This is a genomic window from Gemmiger gallinarum (assembly GCF_014982805.1).
Lineage (GTDB): Bacteria > Bacillota > Clostridia > Oscillospirales > Ruminococcaceae > Gemmiger > Gemmiger gallinarum.
On the sequence record NZ_JADCKC010000001.1, the window covers coordinates 1,141,306 to 1,161,881 of the forward strand.

At 59.9% G+C, this 20,576-nt stretch carries 15 protein-coding genes; all 15 read left to right on the plus strand.

Annotation, left to right across the window (positions count from 1 at the left end; all coding sequences use genetic code 11):
* The first annotated feature begins 6 nt into the window (after positions 1–6).
* The 15 genes from INF35_RS05340 (at position 7) to INF35_RS05410 (ending at position 20,576) form a co-directional block, all read left to right on the plus strand.
* The gene (locus tag INF35_RS05340) at positions 7–261 is read left to right on the plus strand and encodes a DUF4315 family protein (protein WP_193500444.1); all 255 of its coding nucleotides are present in this window, start codon (positions 7–9) and stop codon (positions 259–261) included.
* On the plus strand, positions 251–1,033 hold the full coding sequence (locus tag INF35_RS05345; RefSeq protein ID WP_193500445.1) for a DUF4366 domain-containing protein: 783 nt from the start codon (positions 251–253) through the stop codon (positions 1,031–1,033). Before INF35_RS05340 ends, INF35_RS05345 begins: the two co-directional genes overlap by 11 nt.
* Before the next feature lie 193 nt (positions 1,034–1,226).
* Positions 1,227–1,913: a conjugal transfer protein TraG gene (locus tag INF35_RS05350; protein ID WP_193500446.1), complete on the plus strand. Its 687-nt coding sequence runs from the start codon at positions 1,227–1,229 to the stop codon at positions 1,911–1,913.
* Complete coding sequence (locus tag INF35_RS05355; RefSeq protein ID WP_193500447.1) at positions 1,894–3,996, plus strand: type IA DNA topoisomerase; 2,103 nt, start codon at positions 1,894–1,896, stop codon at positions 3,994–3,996. Before INF35_RS05350 ends, INF35_RS05355 begins: the two co-directional genes overlap by 20 nt.
* Positions 3,993–4,274 carry an immunoglobulin gene (locus tag INF35_RS05360; protein WP_193500448.1) on the plus strand — a complete coding sequence of 94 codons (282 nt, stop codon included), beginning with the start codon at positions 3,993–3,995 and terminating at the stop codon, positions 4,272–4,274. The genes INF35_RS05355 and INF35_RS05360 overlap by 4 nt, the downstream gene beginning before the upstream one ends.
* A 2-nt stretch (positions 4,275–4,276) precedes the next feature.
* Positions 4,277–7,408 carry an LPD16 domain-containing protein gene (locus INF35_RS05365; protein ID WP_193500449.1) on the plus strand — a complete coding sequence of 1,044 codons (3,132 nt, stop codon included), beginning with the start codon at positions 4,277–4,279 and terminating at the stop codon, positions 7,406–7,408.
* A 1-nt stretch (position 7,409) separates the two neighbouring features.
* Positions 7,410–7,625 (plus strand): transposon-transfer assisting family protein, encoded by a 216-nt coding sequence (locus INF35_RS05370; protein ID WP_193500450.1) that lies wholly within the window; start codon positions 7,410–7,412, stop codon positions 7,623–7,625.
* 77 nt (positions 7,626–7,702) lie between these two features.
* Entirely contained in the window at positions 7,703–15,208 is a 7,506-nt protein-coding gene (locus INF35_RS05375) for an SNF2-related protein (RefSeq protein ID WP_193500451.1), read from the plus strand.
* Between the two features lies 1 nt (position 15,209).
* On the plus strand, positions 15,210–16,277 hold the full coding sequence (locus INF35_RS05380; RefSeq protein WP_193500452.1) for a DUF3849 domain-containing protein: 1,068 nt from the start codon (positions 15,210–15,212) through the stop codon (positions 16,275–16,277).
* Complete coding sequence (locus tag INF35_RS05385) at positions 16,274–16,618, plus strand: plasmid mobilization protein (RefSeq protein ID WP_193500453.1); 345 nt, start codon at positions 16,274–16,276, stop codon at positions 16,616–16,618. Before INF35_RS05380 ends, INF35_RS05385 begins: the two co-directional genes overlap by 4 nt.
* A gap of 142 nt (positions 16,619–16,760) precedes the next feature.
* On the plus strand, positions 16,761–17,066 hold the full coding sequence (locus INF35_RS05390) for a hypothetical protein (RefSeq protein ID WP_087384196.1): 306 nt from the start codon (positions 16,761–16,763) through the stop codon (positions 17,064–17,066).
* On the plus strand, positions 17,063–17,374 hold the full coding sequence (locus INF35_RS05395; protein WP_193500454.1) for a CD1845 family protein: 312 nt from the start codon (positions 17,063–17,065) through the stop codon (positions 17,372–17,374). Before INF35_RS05390 ends, INF35_RS05395 begins: the two co-directional genes overlap by 4 nt.
* Positions 17,375–17,610: 236 nt before the next feature.
* Complete coding sequence (locus INF35_RS05400) at positions 17,611–18,654, plus strand: PDDEXK nuclease domain-containing protein (protein ID WP_193500455.1); 1,044 nt, start codon at positions 17,611–17,613, stop codon at positions 18,652–18,654.
* Positions 18,647–19,081, plus strand: a complete 435-nt coding sequence (locus INF35_RS05405) for a hypothetical protein (RefSeq protein WP_193500456.1) — start codon at positions 18,647–18,649, stop codon at positions 19,079–19,081. Before INF35_RS05400 ends, INF35_RS05405 begins: the two co-directional genes overlap by 8 nt.
* A gap of 79 nt (positions 19,082–19,160) precedes the next feature.
* A complete protein-coding gene (locus tag INF35_RS05410) occupies positions 19,161–20,576 on the plus strand; it encodes a relaxase/mobilization nuclease domain-containing protein (RefSeq protein ID WP_193500457.1) in 1,416 nt (471 codons plus the stop codon).

Genomic DNA, 20,576 nt, shown 5'->3' on the forward strand with positions numbered 1-20,576 from the left:
TTGACTATGGCTAAAAACAAAATCGAGCGCATCGACCAGGAGATCGCCAAGACCCGCGAGAAGATCGCGGAACAGCAGGAAAAGCTGAAAGACCTGGAAGCGCAGAAAACCGAGGCGGAGAACCTGGAGATCGTCCAGATGGTGCGCGCCCTGCGCATGACCCCGGCCCAGCTGTCCGCCATGCTGTCCGGCGGCATGGTGCCCGGCCGGGCGGCGGGTCCCGCTGATTCTGAACAGGAGGAAATGACCCATGAAGAATAAGAAGATTTTCAGAACCTTTGCCGCCCTTTGCACCTGCCTGATGCTGATGGGCGGCTTCTCTGTGACCGCCTTTGCCCAGGGCGCTGACCCTGCGCCTACGGCCACACCGGCTGCGGACGCCACCAATGACAGCAACGTGGTGGTGGAGGAAACCGAGGACAGTCCCGCCCTGACCCCGGAGGGCAACGCCGCCCTGGTGGATGATTTCGGCGGCAACAAGCAGCTCATCACCGTCACCACCAAGGCGGGTAACTATTTTTACATCCTCATTGACCGCGCCAACGAGGACAAAGAGACCGCCGTCCACTTCTTGAACCAGGTGGACGAGGCTGACCTGGAGGCGCTGATGGAGGACGGCGAGACGGCGGAGGAAACGCCCGCTGTCTGCAACTGCACGGAAAAATGCGCCGCCGGTGCGGTGAATACGGCCTGCCCTGTCTGCGCTGTGAATATGGCGGAGTGTACGGGCCAGGAGCCGGAACCCACGCCCGCCCCGGAAACAGACCCGGAGCCGGAACAGGAACCGGCAGGGCTGAACCCGGCGATGCTGCTGGTGGTGCTGGCTGTGCTGGGCGGCATTGGTGCGCTGGTCTACTTCAAATTCATCAAGCAGAAGCCCAAGACCAAGGGCAGCGACAACCTGGATGATTACGACTACGGCGAGGACGATACCGAACAGGAGGACGAGGACCCCTGGGAGACCGAGGAATCCGACGAACCGGAGGACGCCGACAGGGGCGGCGACGAGGAAAGCGAGACCCCGGCCAAATGACCCGGTTTACCGACAGCCCCTTTGAACCCATGATGACACGCAGGCCGGAGGGCGGGAAAACAGCTTCCCGCTCTCCCTCTTTATCTCCCGGCCACCCCTGTTATGGCTGCGGAAACTACCGCCCCGGCCAGCCCTGCGTGGGCTTCTGCCACAAAGAGCTGACCGCGTGGCTGCGTGAAAGGAGAAAAGCAAAATGAATTATTTTGTCCAATTTCTCATTGTGTTCGACCTGATCTGCTTCGGCGTCTACTTTGGCGGCGACATCGTTTGCACGGCGCTTGCCAAGGTGCGCAAAAAACCGGGCCAGAAAGACCCCTATGAATTTGAGGTGGAGGACGAACCCGCTGAACCGCCGCTGTCTATCGACGCCATCCGCCACTTGTTCCGCGGCGAGGTCCGCGATTTTGTCTGCAACAAACTTCTGCCCAGCGGGCAGGAGACGCTTTCCGCCCTGACCGAGCCGGAGCAGACAGCGGCCAGGTTCCTGTTCTGCGCCTTGATCGGCTATCTCAAAGAGGAAGCCCCGATGGATGAGCAGAGCTTCCCGATGGTGATGGAGATGCTGAACTACGCCGAGGGCGCGAAAGAGGACGGCGACAAGGACGTGATTGACATTCTGATGGAGGAAACCGCCGCCCGGACCCGCCAGCGCGAGGAATATTTCAGCGATTACCGCCGTTACCAGCTCATGCAGGTGGATAAGGCGCGGGTGCTGCTGGCCTGCCGGGTCATCATCAACGACCTGCTGGGAAAGCTGTACCGCTATGATTACAACGTCGGCTATGACTGCCTTCTGGACGATGGCAACAGCATTTCCAGAAAACTGAAAAAATCCAACGAAGAAATGGAGGTTGAGGAAGATGCGCCTTGTGATCGCTGAAAAGCCCTCGGTGGCCCAATCCCTGGCCGCCGTGCTGGGGGCCACTTCCCGCAAAGACGGCTACCTGGAGGGCGGCGGTTGGCTGGTGTCCTGGTGCCTGGGGCATCTGGCCGGGCTGGCGGACGCCGCCGCCTACAACCCCGACTACGCCAAGTGGCGCTATGATGACCTGCCCATTTTGCCGGAGTCCTGGCGCTTCACCATCGCCAAGGACAAGCGGGATCAGTTTGACGTGCTGCGGACCCTGCTGCGGCGGGAGGACGTGACCGAGGTAGTCAACGCCTGCGACGCCGGGCGCGAGGGCGAGCTGATTTTCCGCACCGTCTACTGCCTGGCGGGCTGCCAGAAGCCCATGAAACGGCTGTGGATTTCCAGCATGGAGGATTCCGCCATCCGGGAGGGCTTTGCACACCTGCGCCCCGGTGCGGACTATGACGGGCTGCACCAGGCGGCCCTCTGCCGGGCCAAAGCGGACTGGCTGGTGGGCATCAACGCCACCCGGCTGTTTTCGGTGCTGTACCACCGCACCCTCAACATTGGACGGGTCATGTCCCCGACGCTGGCCCTCATCGTCCAGCGGGAGGCCGAGATCGACGCTTTCAAGCCGGTGCCGTTTTATACCGTGGCGCTGGACCTGCCCGGTTTTACCGCTGCCAGCGCCCGCATGGACAAGAAAGCCGATGCCGAACAGCTGAAAAGCGCCTGCCAGGGCGGCACGGTGACAGTCAAACAGGTGGAGCGCAGGGACAAATCTGAGAAGCCGCCCGCCCTCTATGACCTCACCACCCTCCAGCGGGACGCCAACCGCCTGCTGGGGTTCACGGCGCAGCAGGCGCTGGACTATCTGCAAAACCTCTATGAAAAGAAGCTCTGCACCTATCCCCGGACGGATAGCCGCCACCTGACCTCCGACATGGCCGAGGGTTTGCCGGTGCTGGTGAACCTGGTCGCCAACGCCATGCCGTTCCGCAATGGCATCGCCATTTCTTGTGATACGGCGGCAGTCATCAACGACAAGAAAGTGACCGACCACCATGCGGTGATCCCCACCCGCAACCTCCGGGAAGCGGACCTGTCCGCTCTGCCGGTGGGTGAACGGGCCATTCTGGAGCTGGTGGCCCTGCGGCTGCTGTGTGCGGTGGCCCAGCCCTATACCTACGCCGAGACCGCTATCACAGTAGAGTGCGCGGGAGCAACATTCACCGCCAAAGGACGCACGGTGAAGCAGCCCGGCTGGCGGGCGCTGGACGCTGCCTACCGGGCCAGCATGAAAAGTGCGCCGGAACAGGACGGCAATTCCGAAGATAAGGCGCTGCCGAAACTGGCCGAGGGTCAGGAGCTGCCGGTCGCCGGTGCCGCTGTCAAGGAGGGCAAGACTACCCCGCCCAAGCATTTCACCGAGGACACCCTGCTCTCAGCGATGGAGACCGCCGGTGCCAAAGATATGCCGGAGGAGGCCGAGCGCAAAGGGCTGGGCACTCCCGCCACCCGCGCCGGGATTTTGGAGAAGCTGGTGTCCACGGGCTTTCTGGAACGCCAAAAGAGTAAGAAAACCGTGCAGCTCCTGCCCTCCCACGATGCCATTTCCCTGATTACCGTCCTGCCGGAGCAGCTGCAATCCCCGCTGCTGACCGCCGAGTGGGAGTACCGTCTGGGCGAGATCGAGCGCGGCGAGCTGGCCCCGGAGGACTTCATGGCCGAGATCACCGCCATGCTGAAGGAGCTGGTGGAAACCTATCAGGTCATCAAGGGCAGCGAGTACCTGTTTGCCCCGCCCCGCGAGGTGGTGGGCAAATGCCCCCGCTGCGGCGGTGAAATTGCAGAAATGCAAAAAGGCTTCTTCTGCCAGGACAAATCTTGCAAATTTGCAATCTGGAAGAACAACAAGTGGTGGGCCGCGAAGCGCAAACAGCCCACCAAGGCCATTGTGGCGGCGCTGCTGAAAGATGGCCGCACCCATGTGGCGGGGCTGTACTCCGAGAAAAGCGGCAAGACCTACGACGCCACCGTGGTGCTGGAAGATACCGGCCAGTACGTCAACTTCAAGCTGGAATTTGACCGGCAGAAAGGCGGCGGCAAATGAAACTGAGTTTGTATGAACAGGAAACGATTATCCTCTACAACCAGGCCGAGGCCACCGCCGAGGTCTATTCCCACGACCCGCGCCTGCTGGAAAAGCTGCGGCGGCTGGCGGAAAAATACCCGGACCAGATCGTGAAAAAGGACCGCCAGACCTTCGTGGTGCCCAAACGCTGCGTGTCGGTGCGGGAGCCGTACAGCGCCGAGCGCCGCAAGGCTGCCAGCGAACGGGCCAAAGCCGCCGGGTACAGGCCGCCCGTCCCCAAAGCGGGCGGAAAATGAGTATGGGCGAGAGCGTATTTGAAGTCGTGAAGCAGTCCGTCGCCGTCCGGGAAGCGGCTGAAATGTACGGCATCGCGGTGGGGCGCGGCGGCATGGCCTGCTGCCCCTTCCACGATGACCGCCACCCCAGCATGAAGGTGGACACCCGTTTCCACTGTTTTGGCTGCGGCGCAGACGGCGACGTGATCGACTTCACCGCCCGGCTCTATGACCTGTCCCCCAAGGAGGCCGCCGAAAAGCTGGCCCAGGATTTTGGCCTTTCCTATGACAACAAGGCCCCGCCCCGGCGAAGCTATGTCCGGCAAAAATCCGAGGCGCAGGTACGGAAAGAAAAACGGGAACACGGCTGGCGCGTCCTGACGGACTACTACCACCTGCTCCGAAAATGGGAGGCCGACTATTCCCCCAAGATGCCGGACGAGGACCCGCACCCGCGCTTTTTGGAGGCCATCCAGAAAAAAGACTACATGGGCTATCTGCTGGACACCTTTCTCGACAGCAGCACCGAGGAACAGGACCAGTGGATCGCAGAACACACCGCTGAAATTTCGGCCATAGAAGGGAGAGTGAACATCATGGCTGACAAACCCACCAACCGGGAACGGTTGCAGCAAATCACGGCGGGCATCGAGCAGGGTATCAAGGAACTGTTCGAGAGCGAAAAGTATATGCGCTACCTGTCCGTGATGTCCCGGTTCCACCGCTACTCCGTCAACAACACCATGCTCATCTATATGCAGAAGCCGGACGCCACGCTGGTGGCCGGGTACAACAAGTGGAAAAATCAGTTTGAGCGTCATGTGAAGCGCGGCGAACACGGCATTACCATCATTGCGCCCACGCCATTCAAGAAAAAGATTGAGGAACAGAAGCTGGACCCGGACACCAAGGCCCCCATCCTGGACGCAGAGGGCAAGGCGGTCATGGAGGAACGGGAAGTTGAGATCCCCATGTTCCGCCCGGTGAAGGTGTTCGATGTAAGCCAGACGGACGGCAAACCCCTGCCGGAGCTGGCGTCCACCCTGTCCGGGAACGTCCAGAACTACGAGGCTTTCATGGAGGCGCTGCGCCGGTCCGCGCCGGTGCCGCTCTCTGTGGAGCCGATGGCAGCCAACATGGACGGATATTTCTCGCCGGACCGGCAGCGCATCGCCATCCGTGCTGGCATGAGCGAGGTACAGACCGTTTCCGCCGCCGTCCATGAGATCGCCCACAGCAAGCTGCACAACTACGCTAAGGCTCAGGAGGAAGCGGTCAGGGCCGGTGACAAGGAGCCGCCCAAGAAGAAAGACCGCAACACCGAGGAGGTGGAGGCCGAGAGCATTTCCTACGCGGTTTGCCAGTATTACGGTATCCAGACCGGCGAGAACAGCTTCGGCTACATCGCCAACTGGAGCCAGGGTAAGGAGCTGCCGGAGCTGCGGGCCAGTTTGGAAACTATCAATAAGACCGCCGGTGAGCTGATTAACGACATCGACCGGCACTATAAGGTTATCTGCAAGGAGCGCGGTATTGACCTGACTGCTGCCCCGGAACCGCAGCTGGACCCTATCGAGCAGCTGGCAGCCGACATCGACCAGTTTTCTTTTGACTACGATACCTATGAATATCGGGATCAGGTGGATAATCGTGAGGATGCGCTGCGGGAACTGACCGCTACGCTCCGCAGCGGGGATGCCAGCGGTGTTCGGGACTGGCTCCAGGAATTTGCCGATGAAAATGAACCTGGAGAAGCGGTCACAAAAGCTGCCGAGCTGTTGGATCGTCTGGACCAGCTGGTGCCGGAACCTGCCCCCAACCTTGTGAAAATGGCGGATGAAGCGAGGGCGATGGGCGTAGATACTGCGTGGAACTCTGATAAGGAATTCCCGGTATCCTTCGATACTGAAAAGACCCAGCCCAGCGCCGAAGCCCAGGAGGCCCTGTTGCTGGTTGATGATGCCACTTATCTTCATGTTCAGTCCTGCGACACCGGCTGGGACTACACGCTCTACGATGCAGCGACCATGAAGCAGCTGGACGGCGGCCAGCTGGATGCGCCGGAGCTGTCGCTGTCCACCGCTGCGCTGAAAATCTGTGAGATGCGCGGCATGGGCGGCCAGTCCATTCGCTATGCACCGCTGTCCATGATCGAGACCTTGCAGGAGGCGGCAATCCAACAGATGCAGGCAGCGGCCCAAGCCGCTGTGCCGGAAGTCACCCAGCTGCCGGATGCCCCGGAGCAGGCGCTGGACGAATACCCCATGCCGGACCCGGCGCTGACCCAAGACGATTTGGAAAAGTGCGGCTACCTGGACAGCGACCTTCTGCCCCTTTCCAAAGAGCGGGCCTACGAGCTGATGGCGCAGGACCTGACTGTGTACATGGTCCAGCAGGGAGAGAATCCGGCGATGGCCTTTGATACCGCCGACCTGGACGCCCACGATGGCATTTTTGCCGTCACCCGTGAGGAATGGGAGGATAGTCCCTCCTTTGATGCTCAGGTCATGGACCGCATGGACCACCAGCAGGAACGGGAGCAGGCGTTTCTCAACCACAAGGGCGATTGCTATGCCATCTATCAGGTAAAGCACACCGATGAACTGAGGGACATTCGCTATGAAGGGCTGGAATGGGTCAAGTCCATCGGGCAGACGGTGCAGCGCGATAACTACGATCTGGTCTATACTGCGCCGCTCACACCCGGCGACCTGAAAGGCAGCGTGCTGGATAATCTCGAATACCGCTTCAACAACGAACACCCTGCCGACTACCGCCACCCGTCTATGAGCGTCAGCGACATCGTTGCCATCAAGCAGGACGGCAAGGTATCCTGTCATTACTGCGACAGTTTTGGCTTTCAGCAAATCCCCGGCTTTCTGCCGGACAATCCGCTGAAAAGTGCGGAGATGACGGTTGAGGACGACTACGGCATGATCGACGGCGTTATCAACAACGGCCTCAAGGAGCCGACGGTGGCTCAGCTGGAACAGCAGGCCCGCAGCGACCAGCCCATCTCTCTCATGGATTTGGCGGCCGCCGCCCACCGGGAAGATCGGGACAAGAAGAAGTCCGTCATGGACCAGCTGAAAAGCCAGCCTAAACCCGAACACAAAAAGACAGCGCCCAAAAAGAGCGCGGAAAGGGAAATCTGATATGAATGCTTTGACTTTTGAGGAAACCAACTTGCTGTGTATCTACAACCCCGGCAGCCGCCTGGGGGCCATCGAGGCGTTGTCCGAGATGCGTGGCCATCTGGAGCCGGACGAGACCGAACTGCTGGCCCTGACCGACAGCACCCTCGCCAAGCTGCGCGCTATGACCGACGCCGAGTTTGACGAGCTGGAACTGTACCCGGATTTTGACGAGTAACACCCTGTTTTGACCAGCCGGGGCGGCCACCGTGCCGCCCCTTTTCGATTTCTGAATGGAAGGGAGGACAGATAACCATGCCAACCAAAGCAGAGATGTACGCGCAGATGGCGGAGAAGGTTGCGGTCCAGCTCACGGGCAGCTGGCAGGAGTGGGCGGGATTTCTCACCAACGCCGCCCGTCTCTACAAATATCCGTTCCATGAGCAGCTGATGATCTACGCCCAGCGCCCGGACGCCACCGCCTGCGCCGAGTACGACCTGTGGAACAACCGCATGGGCCGGTATGTGCGGCGCGGGTCCAAGGGCATCGCCCTGGTGGATGATTCCGGGGACCGGCCCCGGCTGCGGTATGTGTTTGACATTTCCGATACCGGCACCCGTGAACACTCCCGTACCCCATGGCTGTGGACGATGAACGAGGAACACACCGCGCCGGTCATGGCGATGCTGGAGGGAAACTACGGTGTGGGCGGCGAAGAACTGCCCCAGCAGCTGGCCGATGTGGCCGCCGGTCTGGCGGAAGAATACTGGACGGATCACCGGCAGGACATTCTCTACATCGTTGACGGTTCCTTTTTGGAGGAGTACGATGAGTACAACATCGAAGTCCAGTTCAAATCCGCCGCCGCTGTCAGCATCACCTACGCCCTGATATCCCGCTGCGGGCTGGAGCCGGAGCAGTATTTCAGCCATGAGGATTTCATGGCGATCTTCGACTTCAACACCCCCGCCACCGTGGGGGCGCTGGGCACGGCGGTCAGCCAGATAAACCAGCAGGTGCTGCGGCAGATCGGCGTCACCATTCAGAACTATGAGCGCGCCAAGAGCGCGGAAAGGAGTGCCACACATGGAGAACAACCTGACTTACACGAGGAACGGCGATTACCTGATCCCCGACCTGCGCCTGAGCGAGCAGCCGATGAAGCCCCTGGGCAAGTACGGCAGGATGCGCAAAGCGTACCTGAAGCAGCAACGGCCTATCCTGTACAACCAGCTGCTGATGACCGAGAAGCTGTACCCGCATCTTCTGGAAATCGACGAGACGGCGAACCAGCGGCTGGAGCAGATGATGCCCCAACTGGCCGAGGCGGCGGGCGCGACGGAGGCGCTGAAAGCCGCCGACCCGATGCAGTGGGTGGGCCTGATGAACACCTGCAAAGCCCAGGCCGAGGAGATTCTGCTGGCGGAACTTATCAACAGCTGACCTTAAACCTGTTCCTCTCCGAAGCGGAACAGATTCAACAGATCGACGAAGCAGAGAGCGTGAAAACGCCCTCTGCTTTTTCTATGCTCAAACCCGCTGCGCAGGCGGAACCCGTGCGCCGGGCGCTGACCCAGGCCGACATTGACGCCGCCATCCAGGAATGGAACGGCAAAATCGAAAGTAAGCACGCAGTTGTTCGCTACATGAGGGACCATGCCCGTGAAAAGGACACCGCCGCCTGGCTGCGGCAGGAGTACGGCGATGACCTCCCGGCCCTGCCTGTGACGGTGGACAGCGCGGCGGGCGACGTGTCCTGGCCCAAGGTGCAGCGCCGGATCGCCCAGCTCATCAAGGAAGATCGGTTCTACACCGAGGCGGAGCAGGACCGTTTTGACAACATCGACCCCATCGCCATCCGGGAAGCCCTGGCCGAGCGCGGCATCGTGAACGGCCAGGTGGTAGACCCGGAAAAGCTGGACAATGACCCGTTTATCCAGCGGGTGATGCAGGATGTGGAGGCTGTTTCAGCCGAGGAACAGGCCGAGGCGGAGCCGCCTGCGCCGGACTTATCTGGCCGTCCCGTCACCCGCGAGGGAGACACCCTCACCATCGGAAGCGGCGAACCTACCCACGAGATGGACATCACTGTTTCCGATGAGGAGTATGAGGCTATCCAGCAGGCCATCCCGGAGAAAAAGGTCTATGACCCTGCTGCGCCGGTCTACCATGAGGGTGATACGGTTTATCTGGACAATCAGGAGTACCAGATCACCGAGCTGCGGGAGGGCACGGTGCAGCTGCTGCCCTCCAATATGGCGTACCCCATCTTCCGGGCCGAGAGCCGGGAGCGGTTCGAGACGCTGCTGCGTGCGGACACACGCAACGAAGCCATCAACGAATTTTTGCCTGTAAACCCCGACACGGCTGACCAGGACCTGCGGGACGTGCTGGTCCACGGCCTGATCGGCGCGCCGGACAAGGCGGAGCTGTCCGAACTGATGCGCACCGGCAAGCCCAACCGCGAGATCGCCCAATGGCTGGGCCGGGCTTTCCCCGGCATCGTGGAAACGATGGAGCTGGACACCGGCGACACCGCCGACTACCGCACCACGTCCGAAGGCATCGAGCTGGAAGTGCTGGATGCGGACGAAAAGCGGCTGGCTATGCTGTATTTTCGCTGGGATGAGGTCGCGCCCCTGCTGCGCGGGCAGTATGCCCGTCAGATGGACGGCTTTGGGCGGGAGCAGGCCGAACTGGCGGTTGAGGCTGCTGCCACCGTTGAAGAACCCATCGAAACCGCCAAGCCCATTGAGGAACCTGCCGCCGAGACACCAGCGTTCCATTCTGAGCCGGAGGCCGTCTACCCCGGCGAACAGAACCATCTGCCTTATGACGTGGTGGTGGAACGGCTGCACGTTGACCGGCCCGAACCCACGCCGCCCGAACCGCGTCCGCCTGAGAATTTCCGCATTCTGGACGATGACCTGGGGAAAGGCGGGCCAAAGGAAAAGTTCTGGCGCAATATCAAAGCAATCGCCACACTGAAGCAGATCGAGCAGGAAAATCGCTATGCCACCCCAGAAGAACAGCATATTCTCTCGCAATATGTAGGCTGGGGCGGCGTGGCGGACGCCTTTGACCCGGACAAACCCGCGTGGGCCGCTGAGTATGCGGAGCTGAAGGAACTGCTGACCCAAGAAGAATATGAAGCGGCCAGAGCCTCCACCCTCAACGCCCACTACACCAGCCCCACTGTGATTCGCGCCATCTACGACGCGGTAGAACAGATGGGCTTCCGCACCGGCAACATTTTGGAACCGTCCTGCGGTGTGGGCAATTTCTTCGGGATGCTGCCGGAGAGCATGGCCGGGAGCCGTCTGTACGGCGTGGAGCTGGACAGCGTTTCCGGGCGCATCGCCAGGCAGCTCTACCCCAAGGCCGACATCACCGTGGCGGGCTTCGAGACCACCGACCGGCGGGATTTTTACGACCTTGCCATCGGCAACGTACCTTTCGGACAGTATCAGGTGAACGACAAAGCCTACAACAAGCTGGGCTTCAACATCCACAACTACTTTTTCGCAAAATCGTTGGACCAGGTGCGGCCGGGCGGCGTGATGGCGTTCGTCACCAGCCGCTATACGATGGATGCCAAGGATTCCACCGTGCGCCGGTATCTGGCCCAGCGTGCCGAGCTGCTGGGAGCAATCCGCCTGCCAAACAATGCGTTCAAGGCAAATGCCGGAACTGAGGTCGTTTCGGATATTCTCTTCCTGCAAAAGCGGGACCGCCCGCTGGACATCGCCCCGGACTGGACCCAAACCGGCCGGACCGAGGAAGGCTTCACGGTCAACCAGTATTTTCTGGATCACCCGGAGATGGTGCTGGGGCGGCCCACCGCCGAAAGCACCCAATACGGCAAACAGGATTACACCGTGGCCCCCATCGAGGGGCTGGAGCTGGCCGATCAGCTGCACGATGCCGTGAAGTACATTCGCGGCACCTACCAGGAGGCCGCGCTGCCGGAGCTGGGCGAGGGCGAGGACATCGACGAATCCCTCCCGGCTGATCCCAATGTGAAGAACTACTCCTACACGGTGGTGGACGGCGCGGTGTACTTCCGGGAAAACAGCCGCATGGTGCGCCCCGACCTGAACGCCACCGCCGAGGCCCGCGTCAAAGGGTTGGTGGGGCTGCGGGATTGTGTGCAGCGGCTCATCGACCTGGAGATGGACGCCGCCGCGCCGGATGCCGACATCCGGGCGCAGATGGCCGAACTGAACCGCCGCTATGACGATTTTTCCGCCAAGTACGGACTTATCAATGACCGGGCGAACCGGCTGGCCTTTGCCGATGACAGCAGCTACTATCTGCTCTGTGCCCTGGAGGTGCTGGACGAGGATGGCCGGTTGGAGCGCAAGGCAGATATGTTCACCAAACGCACGATACGCCCTCACGAGGCCGTCACCACCGTGGACACGGCCAGTGAGGCGCTGGCGGTCTCCATCTCGGAGAAAGCCTGCGTGGATATGGCCTACATGGAACAGCTCACCGGCAAAACCGGCGAGGAACTGGCTGACGAGCTGCGCGGTGTCATCTTCCGTGTACCGGGCCAGACTGAGCCGGACGGAACGCCCCATTATGTGACCGCCGATGAATACCTCTCCGGCAACGTGCGCCGGAAGCTGCGCCAGGCCCAGCGGGCGGCGGAGCAGGACCCGGCCTTTGCGGTCAACGTGGAGGCCCTGACCGCTGCCCAGCCCAAAGACCTGGACGCTTCCGAGATCGAGGTGCGGTTGGGTGCAACGTGGATCGACAAGGAGTACATCCAGCAATTCATGTACGAGACCTTCGACACGCCCTTTTACCTTCAGCGCAGCATTGAAGTCCACTACTCTGCGTTCACCGCCGAGTGGCAGATCTCCGGCAAAAACGCTGTGGGACAGAGAGATGTGGCGGCCTATACCACTTACGGGACCGGCCGCGCCAACGCCTATAAAATCCTCGAAGATTCCCTCAATCTGCGGGATGTGCGTATCTACGACACCGTGGAGGACGCGGACGGCAAGGAACGCCGGGTGCTGAACGCCAAGGAAACCACCCTGGCCGCCCAAAAGCAGCAGGCCATCCGGGATGCTTTCCGCGACTGGATTTGGCGCGACCCGGAACGTCGGCAGGCGCTGGTGCGCCAGTACAATGAGGAAATGAACGCCACCCGCCCCCGCGAATATGATGGCAGCCACATTGTTTTCGGCGGCATGAACCCGGCCATCACCCTGCGGGAACACCAGAAAAACGCCATCGCCCATGTGCTGTACGGCGGCAACACGCTGTTGGCCCATGAGGTGGGCGCGGGCAAGACGTTTGAAATGGTAGGGGCCGCGATGGAGGCCAAGCGGCTGGGGCTGTGCCAAAAGAGCTTATTCGTGGTGCCCAACCACCTGACCGAACAGTGGGCTTCGGAGTTCCTGCGTCTGTACCCGTCCGCGAACATCCTGGTGACAACCAAAAAGGACTTCGAGAAGCACAACCGCAAGAAGTTTTGTGCCCGCATCGCCACCGGCGACTATGACGCCATCATCATGGGTCACTCCCAGTTCGAGAAAATCCCCATCAGCAAGGAACGCCAGGAGCGACTGCTGCACGAGCAGATTTGGGAAATCACCGAGGGCATCGCCGAGGTGGAGGCCAGCGGCGGGGAACGGTTCACTGTCAAGCAGCTGGAACGCACGAAAAAGTCTCTGGAGGCGCGGCTGGAAAAGCTGCAAGCGGAGGGCCGCAAGGACGATGTGGTAACCTTTGAACAGCTGGGCGTAGACCGGCTGTTCGTGGACGAGGCCCACAACTACAAAAACCTGTTCTTATATACGAAGATGCGCAACGTGGCGGGCCTCTCCACGACGGACGCGCAGAAATCCTCGGATATGTTCGCCAAGTGCCGCTACATGGACGAGATCACCGGCAGCCGGGGCGTCATCTTTGCCACCGGCACGCCGGTTTCCAACTCCATGACCGAGCTTTACACCATGCAGCGGTATCTCCAATATGACCGGCTGCAAGAGCTGGGCATGGCCCACTTTGACTGCTGGGCGTCCCGGTTTGGTGAGACCGTGACGGCGCTGGAACTGGCCCCGGAGGGAACCGGCTACCGGGCAAGAACAAGATTCAGCAAGTTTTTCAACCTGCCGGAGCTGATGAACCTCTTTAAGGAGGTCGCGGACATCAAAACCGCCGACCAGCTGCACCTGCCCACGCCCCAGGTGGAGTACCACAACATCGTGGCCCAGCCCACCGAACAGCAGCAGGAAATGGTGAAGGCGCTCTCGGAGCGCGCTTCCCTGGTACACAGCGGTACAGTGGACCCGTCCCAAGACAATATGCTCAAGATCACCAGCGACGGGCGCAAGCTGGGGCTGGACCAGCGGATCATCAACCAGCTGCTGCCGGATGAGCCGGGCACCAAGGTCAATCAGTGCGTGAACAACATCATGCAGATCTGGCGGGACGGCGAGGCCGACAAGCTGACCCAGCTGGTGTTCTGCGACATTTCCACGCCCCAAGCCCGGCCCGCCAAAAAGGTGGCCAAGGCGCTGGACAACCCGACCATCCACGCTTTGGAGGACGCGGTGCCGCTGGATGAGCCGGAACCGGCCTTTACCGTGTATGAGGACATCCGGCAGAAGCTCATCGCCCAGGGCGTACCCGCCGAGCAGATTGCCTTTATCCATGAGGCCAACACCGAGGTGCGCAAAAAGGAGCTGTTCTCCAAGGTCCGCACCGGCCAGGTGCGCGTCCTGCTGGGCAGCACGGCCAAAATGGGCGCGGGCACCAACGTGCAGGACCGCCTGGTGGCGCTGCATGACCTGGACTGCCCGTGGCGGCCCGGCGACCTGGCCCAGCGAAAGGGACGCATCGAGCGCCAGGGCAACCAGAACGAAACCGTCCATGTGTACCGCTATGTCACCGAGGGGACTTTCGACGCCTACCTCTGGCAGACGGTGGAAAACAAACAGAAATTCATCAGCCAGATCATGACCTCCAAATCGCCGGTGCGAAGCTGCGACGATGTGGACGAAACGGCGCTGTCCTTTGCCGAGATCAAGGCGCTGTGCGCCGGGGACCCGCGCATCAAGGAACGCATGGACCTGGATGTGGACGTGGCGCGGTTAAAGCTGATGAAGGCCGACCACCAGAGCAAACAGTACCGCCTGGAGGACCAGCTACTGAAAACCTTCCCGGAGGAGATCGAGAAAAACAAGGGGTTTATCGCCGGACTGGAAGCCGATATGGCGACCTTGGCCGCCCATCCCCACCCGGAGGACGGCTTTGCCGGGATGGAAGTCCGTGGCGACACCCTCACCGACAAGGAAAACGCTGGGGCCGCGCTGCTGGACGCCTGCAAGGAGGTCAAAGGGGCCGACCCGGTGCCGGTGGGCAGTTACCGGGGCTTCACCATGTCGGTGTCGTTTGACGCTTTCCGGCAGGAGTATATGCTCCTGCTGAAAGGCCAGATGACCCACCGGGCGACGCTTGGCACAGACCCCCGTGGAAATCTCACCCGTATCGACAATGCGCTCAGCCAGATGCCCCAGCGGCTGGAGGCGGTGAAGAACCAGCTGGACAATCTCTACCAACAGCAGGCCGCCGCCAAAGCGGAGGTGGGCAAGCCCTTCCCCCAGGAACAGGAGCTGCGGGATAAATCCGCCCGGCTGGCCGAACTGGACGTACTGCTGAATATGGACGGCCGGGGCCGCCCTGCGCCGGAGGCGGTGCTTGCCAAGAGCAGCCGCCCCTCGGTGCTGGAAGGGCTGAAACGCCCGGTGCCGCCGCGCAATCCCGAAAAGAAACCCAAACACCACGAACAGGAGGTGCGATAAGATGAATACCGATAAAAACACGGCCCTTTATGAAAAGATGGCCGCCGAACAGGACAAGTTCCGGGACTGGCTGAAAAGCCAGCCCCCGGAGGAAATTCTAAAGCATACCTATGAGTACACGGTCCGGGAGGACATTTTGATGGCGATGGAGGAGCTTGACCTGCCCCAAAGCCGGGCCGCCGCGCTGCTGGCATCGCCGTCCCCGCTGGCCGATGTCTACAAGGAGTTTTCTGACCGGGAAATTTCCTACATGGATGTGGTGCGGGACAGCATCGAACAGCGGGCCGAGGCGGCGCTGGACGCCCAGCGGGAACTGCCGCTCTACCGGCACGACGCCGCCTATGCCCGCGAACAGGGAGACCTGGATTTGTACCGGGCGTCCCGCCGCGCCAACATCGCCTGCAAGGAGGCCATCGAGGCGTCCATTTCGGAACATTACCGGGACAACCGGCTGGACAAGGACGCGGTACCCCAGGTGATCGAGCAGTTCGGCTACACCCGCACTCTCTATGTGCTGGCAAACACCGTGCAGCAGAAAGAGTGGGATGAGCGTTTCAGCCCGGCCAACAAGACGTGGGCCAGGACGGTGGACATCCCGCCCAACCCGGACGGCTTTGGCGGCGAACGCAACCTGGACTTTGTGGTGGACAGCCACTCCGGCCTGGTCGATCTGTTCTTGAGCCAGGCGCGGCAGGATTATCTGCGGCTCCAGCCGCTGACGCCGGAGGAAATCCGTGCCGAGGCCGCCCGGCTTTTGCAGGAGCTTCGTGCGCCGGGTACACCCAACAGCCCCCACGGCACCCACTACATGGCCCGCGTCTCGCCGGACTTTCTGGCCCGCGCCGGCACCCAGGCCCACGACCAGCTGATGGCGCTGCTGCCGTTCCGCAGTCTGGCAATCACCGGCATGAAGGACCTGCCCGGCATCTATGTCACCATCCTGGCCAGCGAGGACCGTTCCAAAGAGCTGCGCCAGCGCCGCCCTTCGGTCCGCCGCCAACTGAAGCAGGAGCCGCGTTCCGCTGAAAAGAAAGCGCCCGTTCGTAAGAAAAAGGAGCCGGAGCGGTGAGCGCCCCCAAGCGCAAACGGGAGGTGCAGCTGAACTTCCGGGTCTCGCCGGAGGAACTGGCGCTGATCGAGCAGAAGATGGCCCAGCTGGGGACAAAGAACCGGGAAGCCTATCTGCGCAAGATGGCCCTGGACGGCTATGTGGTGCGTCTGGAACTGCCGGAGCTGAAGGAGATGGTGTCTCTGATGCGCTATTCCAGCAACAACCTGAACCAGCTGGCCCGCCGCGTGCATGAAACAGGGCGCATTTATGACGCTGACCTGGAGGATATATCCCGGAGGCAGGAGACTTTGTGGGATGGGGTGCATCGGATATTGACCCAGCTGGCAAAGCTGTCGTGACAGGGGCATACGCCCCGGCTTTGAGGGATGTCCGGCGTGTGCGTGCGGCTGCGCCGGGCCTCCCTCTTTTTTTCTTTGCCCGTATCGTTGCACTTTTACAAACCACAAGCGATAATATCATCAGAAACGGAGGTGAAGGCTGATGTTGACATTTGAAAATATCTTGGAGTTGTTTCAAGAGTATCTGCTGCGTGACCCGGAGGAAGAAGTCCTTCCGTGCAAACGCGGCTATGTCCGATTGACCTGGAACAAGGATTCCCGCTACTGCGTGGACGGCATCCTCTGCCAGACCCCGGAGGAACTGTTTGACCTGCTGCTCACGGATTACCAGGACTTTGAATTGCTCCGCCGGACGAAAGGCCGCCGGGAGGTTACAGAGGCCGATGAAAAAGCCGTGGAGAAGCTGTGCCAGCCCTACCTGGACTGGCGGAAGGGGGCGCTGAAATGAAAGCGGTATGGTTTATCTTGAAACTGGGGCTGAAAATCCTTGCCGCGCCATTGGTGCTGGCGCTGGCCCTGTTCACATGGGTATGCTTCGGCCTGCTGTATGTGTCCAGCTTCATCTTCGGCCTGGCCTCCACGGTGGTGGCGCTGCTGGGGGTCGCGGTGCTGGTGACCTACTCGCCGCAAAACGGCGTGATCCTGTTGGTGATCGCTTTCCTGGTCAGCCCGGTGGGCCTGCCGATGGCTGCCGCCTGGCTGGTGAGCAAGGTGCAGGACCTGCGGTTTGCGATCCAGGATGCGGTGTACGGCTGAATAGGAAATGAAGAATTGCCGGGAGTGAGCGCCCGGCATTTTTGACTTTACTTTTGTGCTAATTTTGTAGATAAGATTAGCACGAAAGGAAAGTTTAGCCCTATCGTAACGGTGCAAAGTGAGTAAGACGTTTCTTCGTGTATTTTTGGCGTTTTACTTTCTGCGAGAAATAAGATATACTGATAGATAAGAGCAAACCGGCAGCATGGTATGCCGATGAAATAAGGAGGGATTCTATGGCGAACCAACTGACGCCGAACAATCCGTTGGTCCAGGAAATCCGGGAGCTGGTGAAAAACGCAAGAACCACTGTGGCACAACAGGTCAACACCCAACTTTTGTCCACTTACTGGCAGATTGGCCGTGCGATTGTGGAATACGAGCAGCAAAGCCAGCTCCGAGCTGAATATGGAAAACAGGCACTGAAAGAGTTATCCAAAGAACTGACGAAAGAGTTTGGCAAAGGGTTTTCGGTCTCCAATATTCAGTTCATGCGGCGCTTTTATCAGACCTACTCAATTCAACAGACAGTGTCTGTTAAATTGTCCTGGTCCCACTACTGCGAACTTTTAAGCATTTCTGATGCAAATAAACGCAGCTTTTACGAAAAGGAGGCTGTCAATTCCAACTGGTCCGTCCGCGAGCTGAAACGGCAGATTGACAGCTCTCTTTATGAGCGCCTGCTGCTGTCCAACGGGGACGCCAATAAAGAAAAGGTCCTTTCTCTGGCGCAGAAAGGAATTGAGATCAACCAGCCAGCCGATATTATCCGCGATCCGTATGTATTTGAATTTTTGGGTATGCCGGAAAACAAGCCCATGTTGGAAAGCGACTTGGAGAAGGCTCTGGTAGCGCAGATCGAAAAGTTCCTGCTGGAGCTGGGGCGCGGTTTTATGTTTGTGGGAACACAGCAGCGGGTTACATTAAACAATACCCACTATTATGTGGACATGGTGTTCTACAACAAAATCCTGCGGGCGTATGTTTTGATTGAGCTGAAAACCACAAAACTGACGCCGGAAGCTGCCGGACAGCTCAATATGTATCTGAACTACTATGCCGCCGAAGTCAACGACCCCGATGACAACCCGCCTATCGGCATCATTCTCTGCACCGAGAAAGATAGTGTGGCGGCGGAATATGCGTTGGGCGGTCTTTCCAACAACATTTTTGCATCCCGCTATGTTCTCTATATGCCGGACAAGGAGCAGCTGATCGCCCAGGTGGAAGCTGTCTTGAAAAACTGGCATGAGAAAAATGATGGTTCTGCCCATGAATGAGAAAGAGCTGATTGGGAAAGTTCATTCGTCGGTCTACCACCAATGCCAGCGGCGAGGTTACGCCACCCCGGTAGATGTGTTGATGGACATTGGCGTCCTGCCAAAGCAAAAGTATGAGGATTGGCGGTTCGGAAAGGTAGATTACCTCGAACGGGTCTGCACGGTCAATTTGCGAAAGCTGTCTTTCATCATGCACCAGATGCGGGTGTATGCACAGAAAACTGGCTTAAAGCCTTCTTTCTGTTACTACAAGCGATGGGGCGTGAAGAAGAAAAACGGCCAGGGGCATAAGCCGGTTATCCCGCTGCGGTTCAGCAAAAGCGGCAACCCGGAAGTTGAAAAGTGGTATGCGACCCACTTTGTAGACAGCAAGCGGATTGCAGAACTGAAAACGCAGCAGCAATCGAATATAGACCAAGTTCAATGAAACAAGGACAGCTTTTACAGAGCCGTCCTTTTTCTTTTGCCTGTTGCTATCTTAATTTTTGAGGAAGGAGGGCACCCACATGGCCACCACCCGCATCATACCGCTGCACGCCGGCAAGGGCCGCACGGTCGGCAAGGCGATCAGCGACATCATCGACTATGTAAAAAATCCAGAAAAGACCGACCACGGTAGGCTCATTACCAGCTACCAATGTGACAGCCGCGTGGCCGACGCGCAGTTCCTGCTGGACAAGCAGACCTACGCCGCCCGCACCGGCCGGGTGCGCGGTGCGGACGACGTGATCGCCTACCATCTGCGGCAGTCCTTTGTGCCGGGCGAGATCACGCCGGAGGAAGCCAACCGACTGGGCGTGGAGCTGGCTCGGCGCTTCACCAAGGGTAAGCACGCTTTCATCGTCTGCACCCACATCGACAAATCTCACACCCACAACCATATTATCTGGAACTCCACCACGCTGGAGTGTGACCGCAAGTTCCGCAACTTTTGGGGCAGCACCCGCGCCGTCCACCGCCTGAGCGATACCATCTGCATCGAGAACGGTTACTCCATTGTGGAGGCTCCCAAGCGGCGCGGCCAGAGCTACAACAAGTGGCTGGGCGATGCGGTAAAGCCCTCCCACAAGGAGCAGCTGCGTCAGGCCATTGACCGGGCACTGGCGCAGAAACCGGCCAGCCTGGAGGAACTGTTGCGTCTGCTGGAGCAGGACGGCTTTACCGTTCACCGGCGCGGAAAAACCATCTCCATCGGCGCGGAGGGCTGGGGCAACAACGTCCGCTTTGACCGGCTGGGGGACGGCTACACGCTGGGCGATCTGTTGGCGGTCCTTTCCGGTCAGAAAGAGCATACGCCCCGCAAGCAACCCGCCGTGCCAGCCGCTCCGCCCAAGGTCAATCTGCTGGTGGACATCCAGGCAAAACTCCAGGCTGGGAAAGGTGCCGGGTATGCCCGCTGGGCCAAGGTGTTCAACCTCAAACAGATGGCGCAGACCCTCAACTATCTGTCCGAACACGGGCTGCTGGATTATGCCGATTTGGAAGCCAAAACAGCAGAGGCAACGGCCTGCTACAATGCATTGTCCGATCAGATCAAGGCCGCCGAGAAGCGCATGGCCGAGATCGCCGTGCTGCGCACCCATATCGTCAACTACGCTAAAACCCGCGACACCTATGTAGCCTACCGCAAGGCCGGGTATTCAAAGAAATTCCGGCAGGAGCATGAGGAGGAAATCTTGCTGCACCAGGCCGCCAAGGAAGCCTTCAACGAGCTGAACGTGAAGAAGCTGCCCACCATCAAGGAGCTTCAGACCGAGTATGCCCAACTGCTGGCGGACAAGAAAAAGGCTTACGGCGAGTACCGGCAGGCCCGCGCCGCCATGCGGGAGTTGCTGACTGTCAAGAACAATGTGGATCGGGTCCTGAGCTTTGAGGCTGGAAAACAGATTGAGAAAGAACGTGATCAGAAGCAGAACCGTTGA

What these genes read in the sequence shown, in the direction of transcription:
- INF35_RS05340 (WP_193500444.1), top strand. Translation starts at nt 7, where the DNA reads ATGGCTAAAAACAAAATCGAGCGCATCGACCAGGAGATCGCCAAGACC.
- INF35_RS05345 (WP_193500445.1), top strand. Translation starts at nt 251, where the DNA reads ATGAAGAATAAGAAGATTTTCAGAACCTTTGCCGCCCTTTGCACCTGC.
- INF35_RS05350 (WP_193500446.1), top strand. Translation starts at nt 1,227, where the DNA reads ATGAATTATTTTGTCCAATTTCTCATTGTGTTCGACCTGATCTGCTTC.
- INF35_RS05355 (WP_193500447.1), top strand. Translation starts at nt 1,894, where the DNA reads ATGCGCCTTGTGATCGCTGAAAAGCCCTCGGTGGCCCAATCCCTGGCC.
- INF35_RS05360 (WP_193500448.1), top strand. Translation starts at nt 3,993, where the DNA reads ATGAAACTGAGTTTGTATGAACAGGAAACGATTATCCTCTACAACCAG.
- INF35_RS05365 (WP_193500449.1), top strand. Translation starts at nt 4,277, where the DNA reads ATGGGCGAGAGCGTATTTGAAGTCGTGAAGCAGTCCGTCGCCGTCCGG.
- INF35_RS05370 (WP_193500450.1), top strand. Translation starts at nt 7,410, where the DNA reads ATGAATGCTTTGACTTTTGAGGAAACCAACTTGCTGTGTATCTACAAC.
- INF35_RS05375 (WP_193500451.1), top strand. Translation starts at nt 7,703, where the DNA reads ATGCCAACCAAAGCAGAGATGTACGCGCAGATGGCGGAGAAGGTTGCG.
- INF35_RS05380 (WP_193500452.1), top strand. Translation starts at nt 15,210, where the DNA reads ATGAATACCGATAAAAACACGGCCCTTTATGAAAAGATGGCCGCCGAA.
- INF35_RS05390 (WP_087384196.1), top strand. Translation starts at nt 16,761, where the DNA reads ATGTTGACATTTGAAAATATCTTGGAGTTGTTTCAAGAGTATCTGCTG.
- INF35_RS05395 (WP_193500454.1), top strand. Translation starts at nt 17,063, where the DNA reads ATGAAAGCGGTATGGTTTATCTTGAAACTGGGGCTGAAAATCCTTGCC.
- INF35_RS05400 (WP_193500455.1), top strand. Translation starts at nt 17,611, where the DNA reads ATGGCGAACCAACTGACGCCGAACAATCCGTTGGTCCAGGAAATCCGG.
- INF35_RS05405 (WP_193500456.1), top strand. Translation starts at nt 18,647, where the DNA reads ATGAATGAGAAAGAGCTGATTGGGAAAGTTCATTCGTCGGTCTACCAC.
- INF35_RS05410 (WP_193500457.1), top strand. Translation starts at nt 19,161, where the DNA reads ATGGCCACCACCCGCATCATACCGCTGCACGCCGGCAAGGGCCGCACG.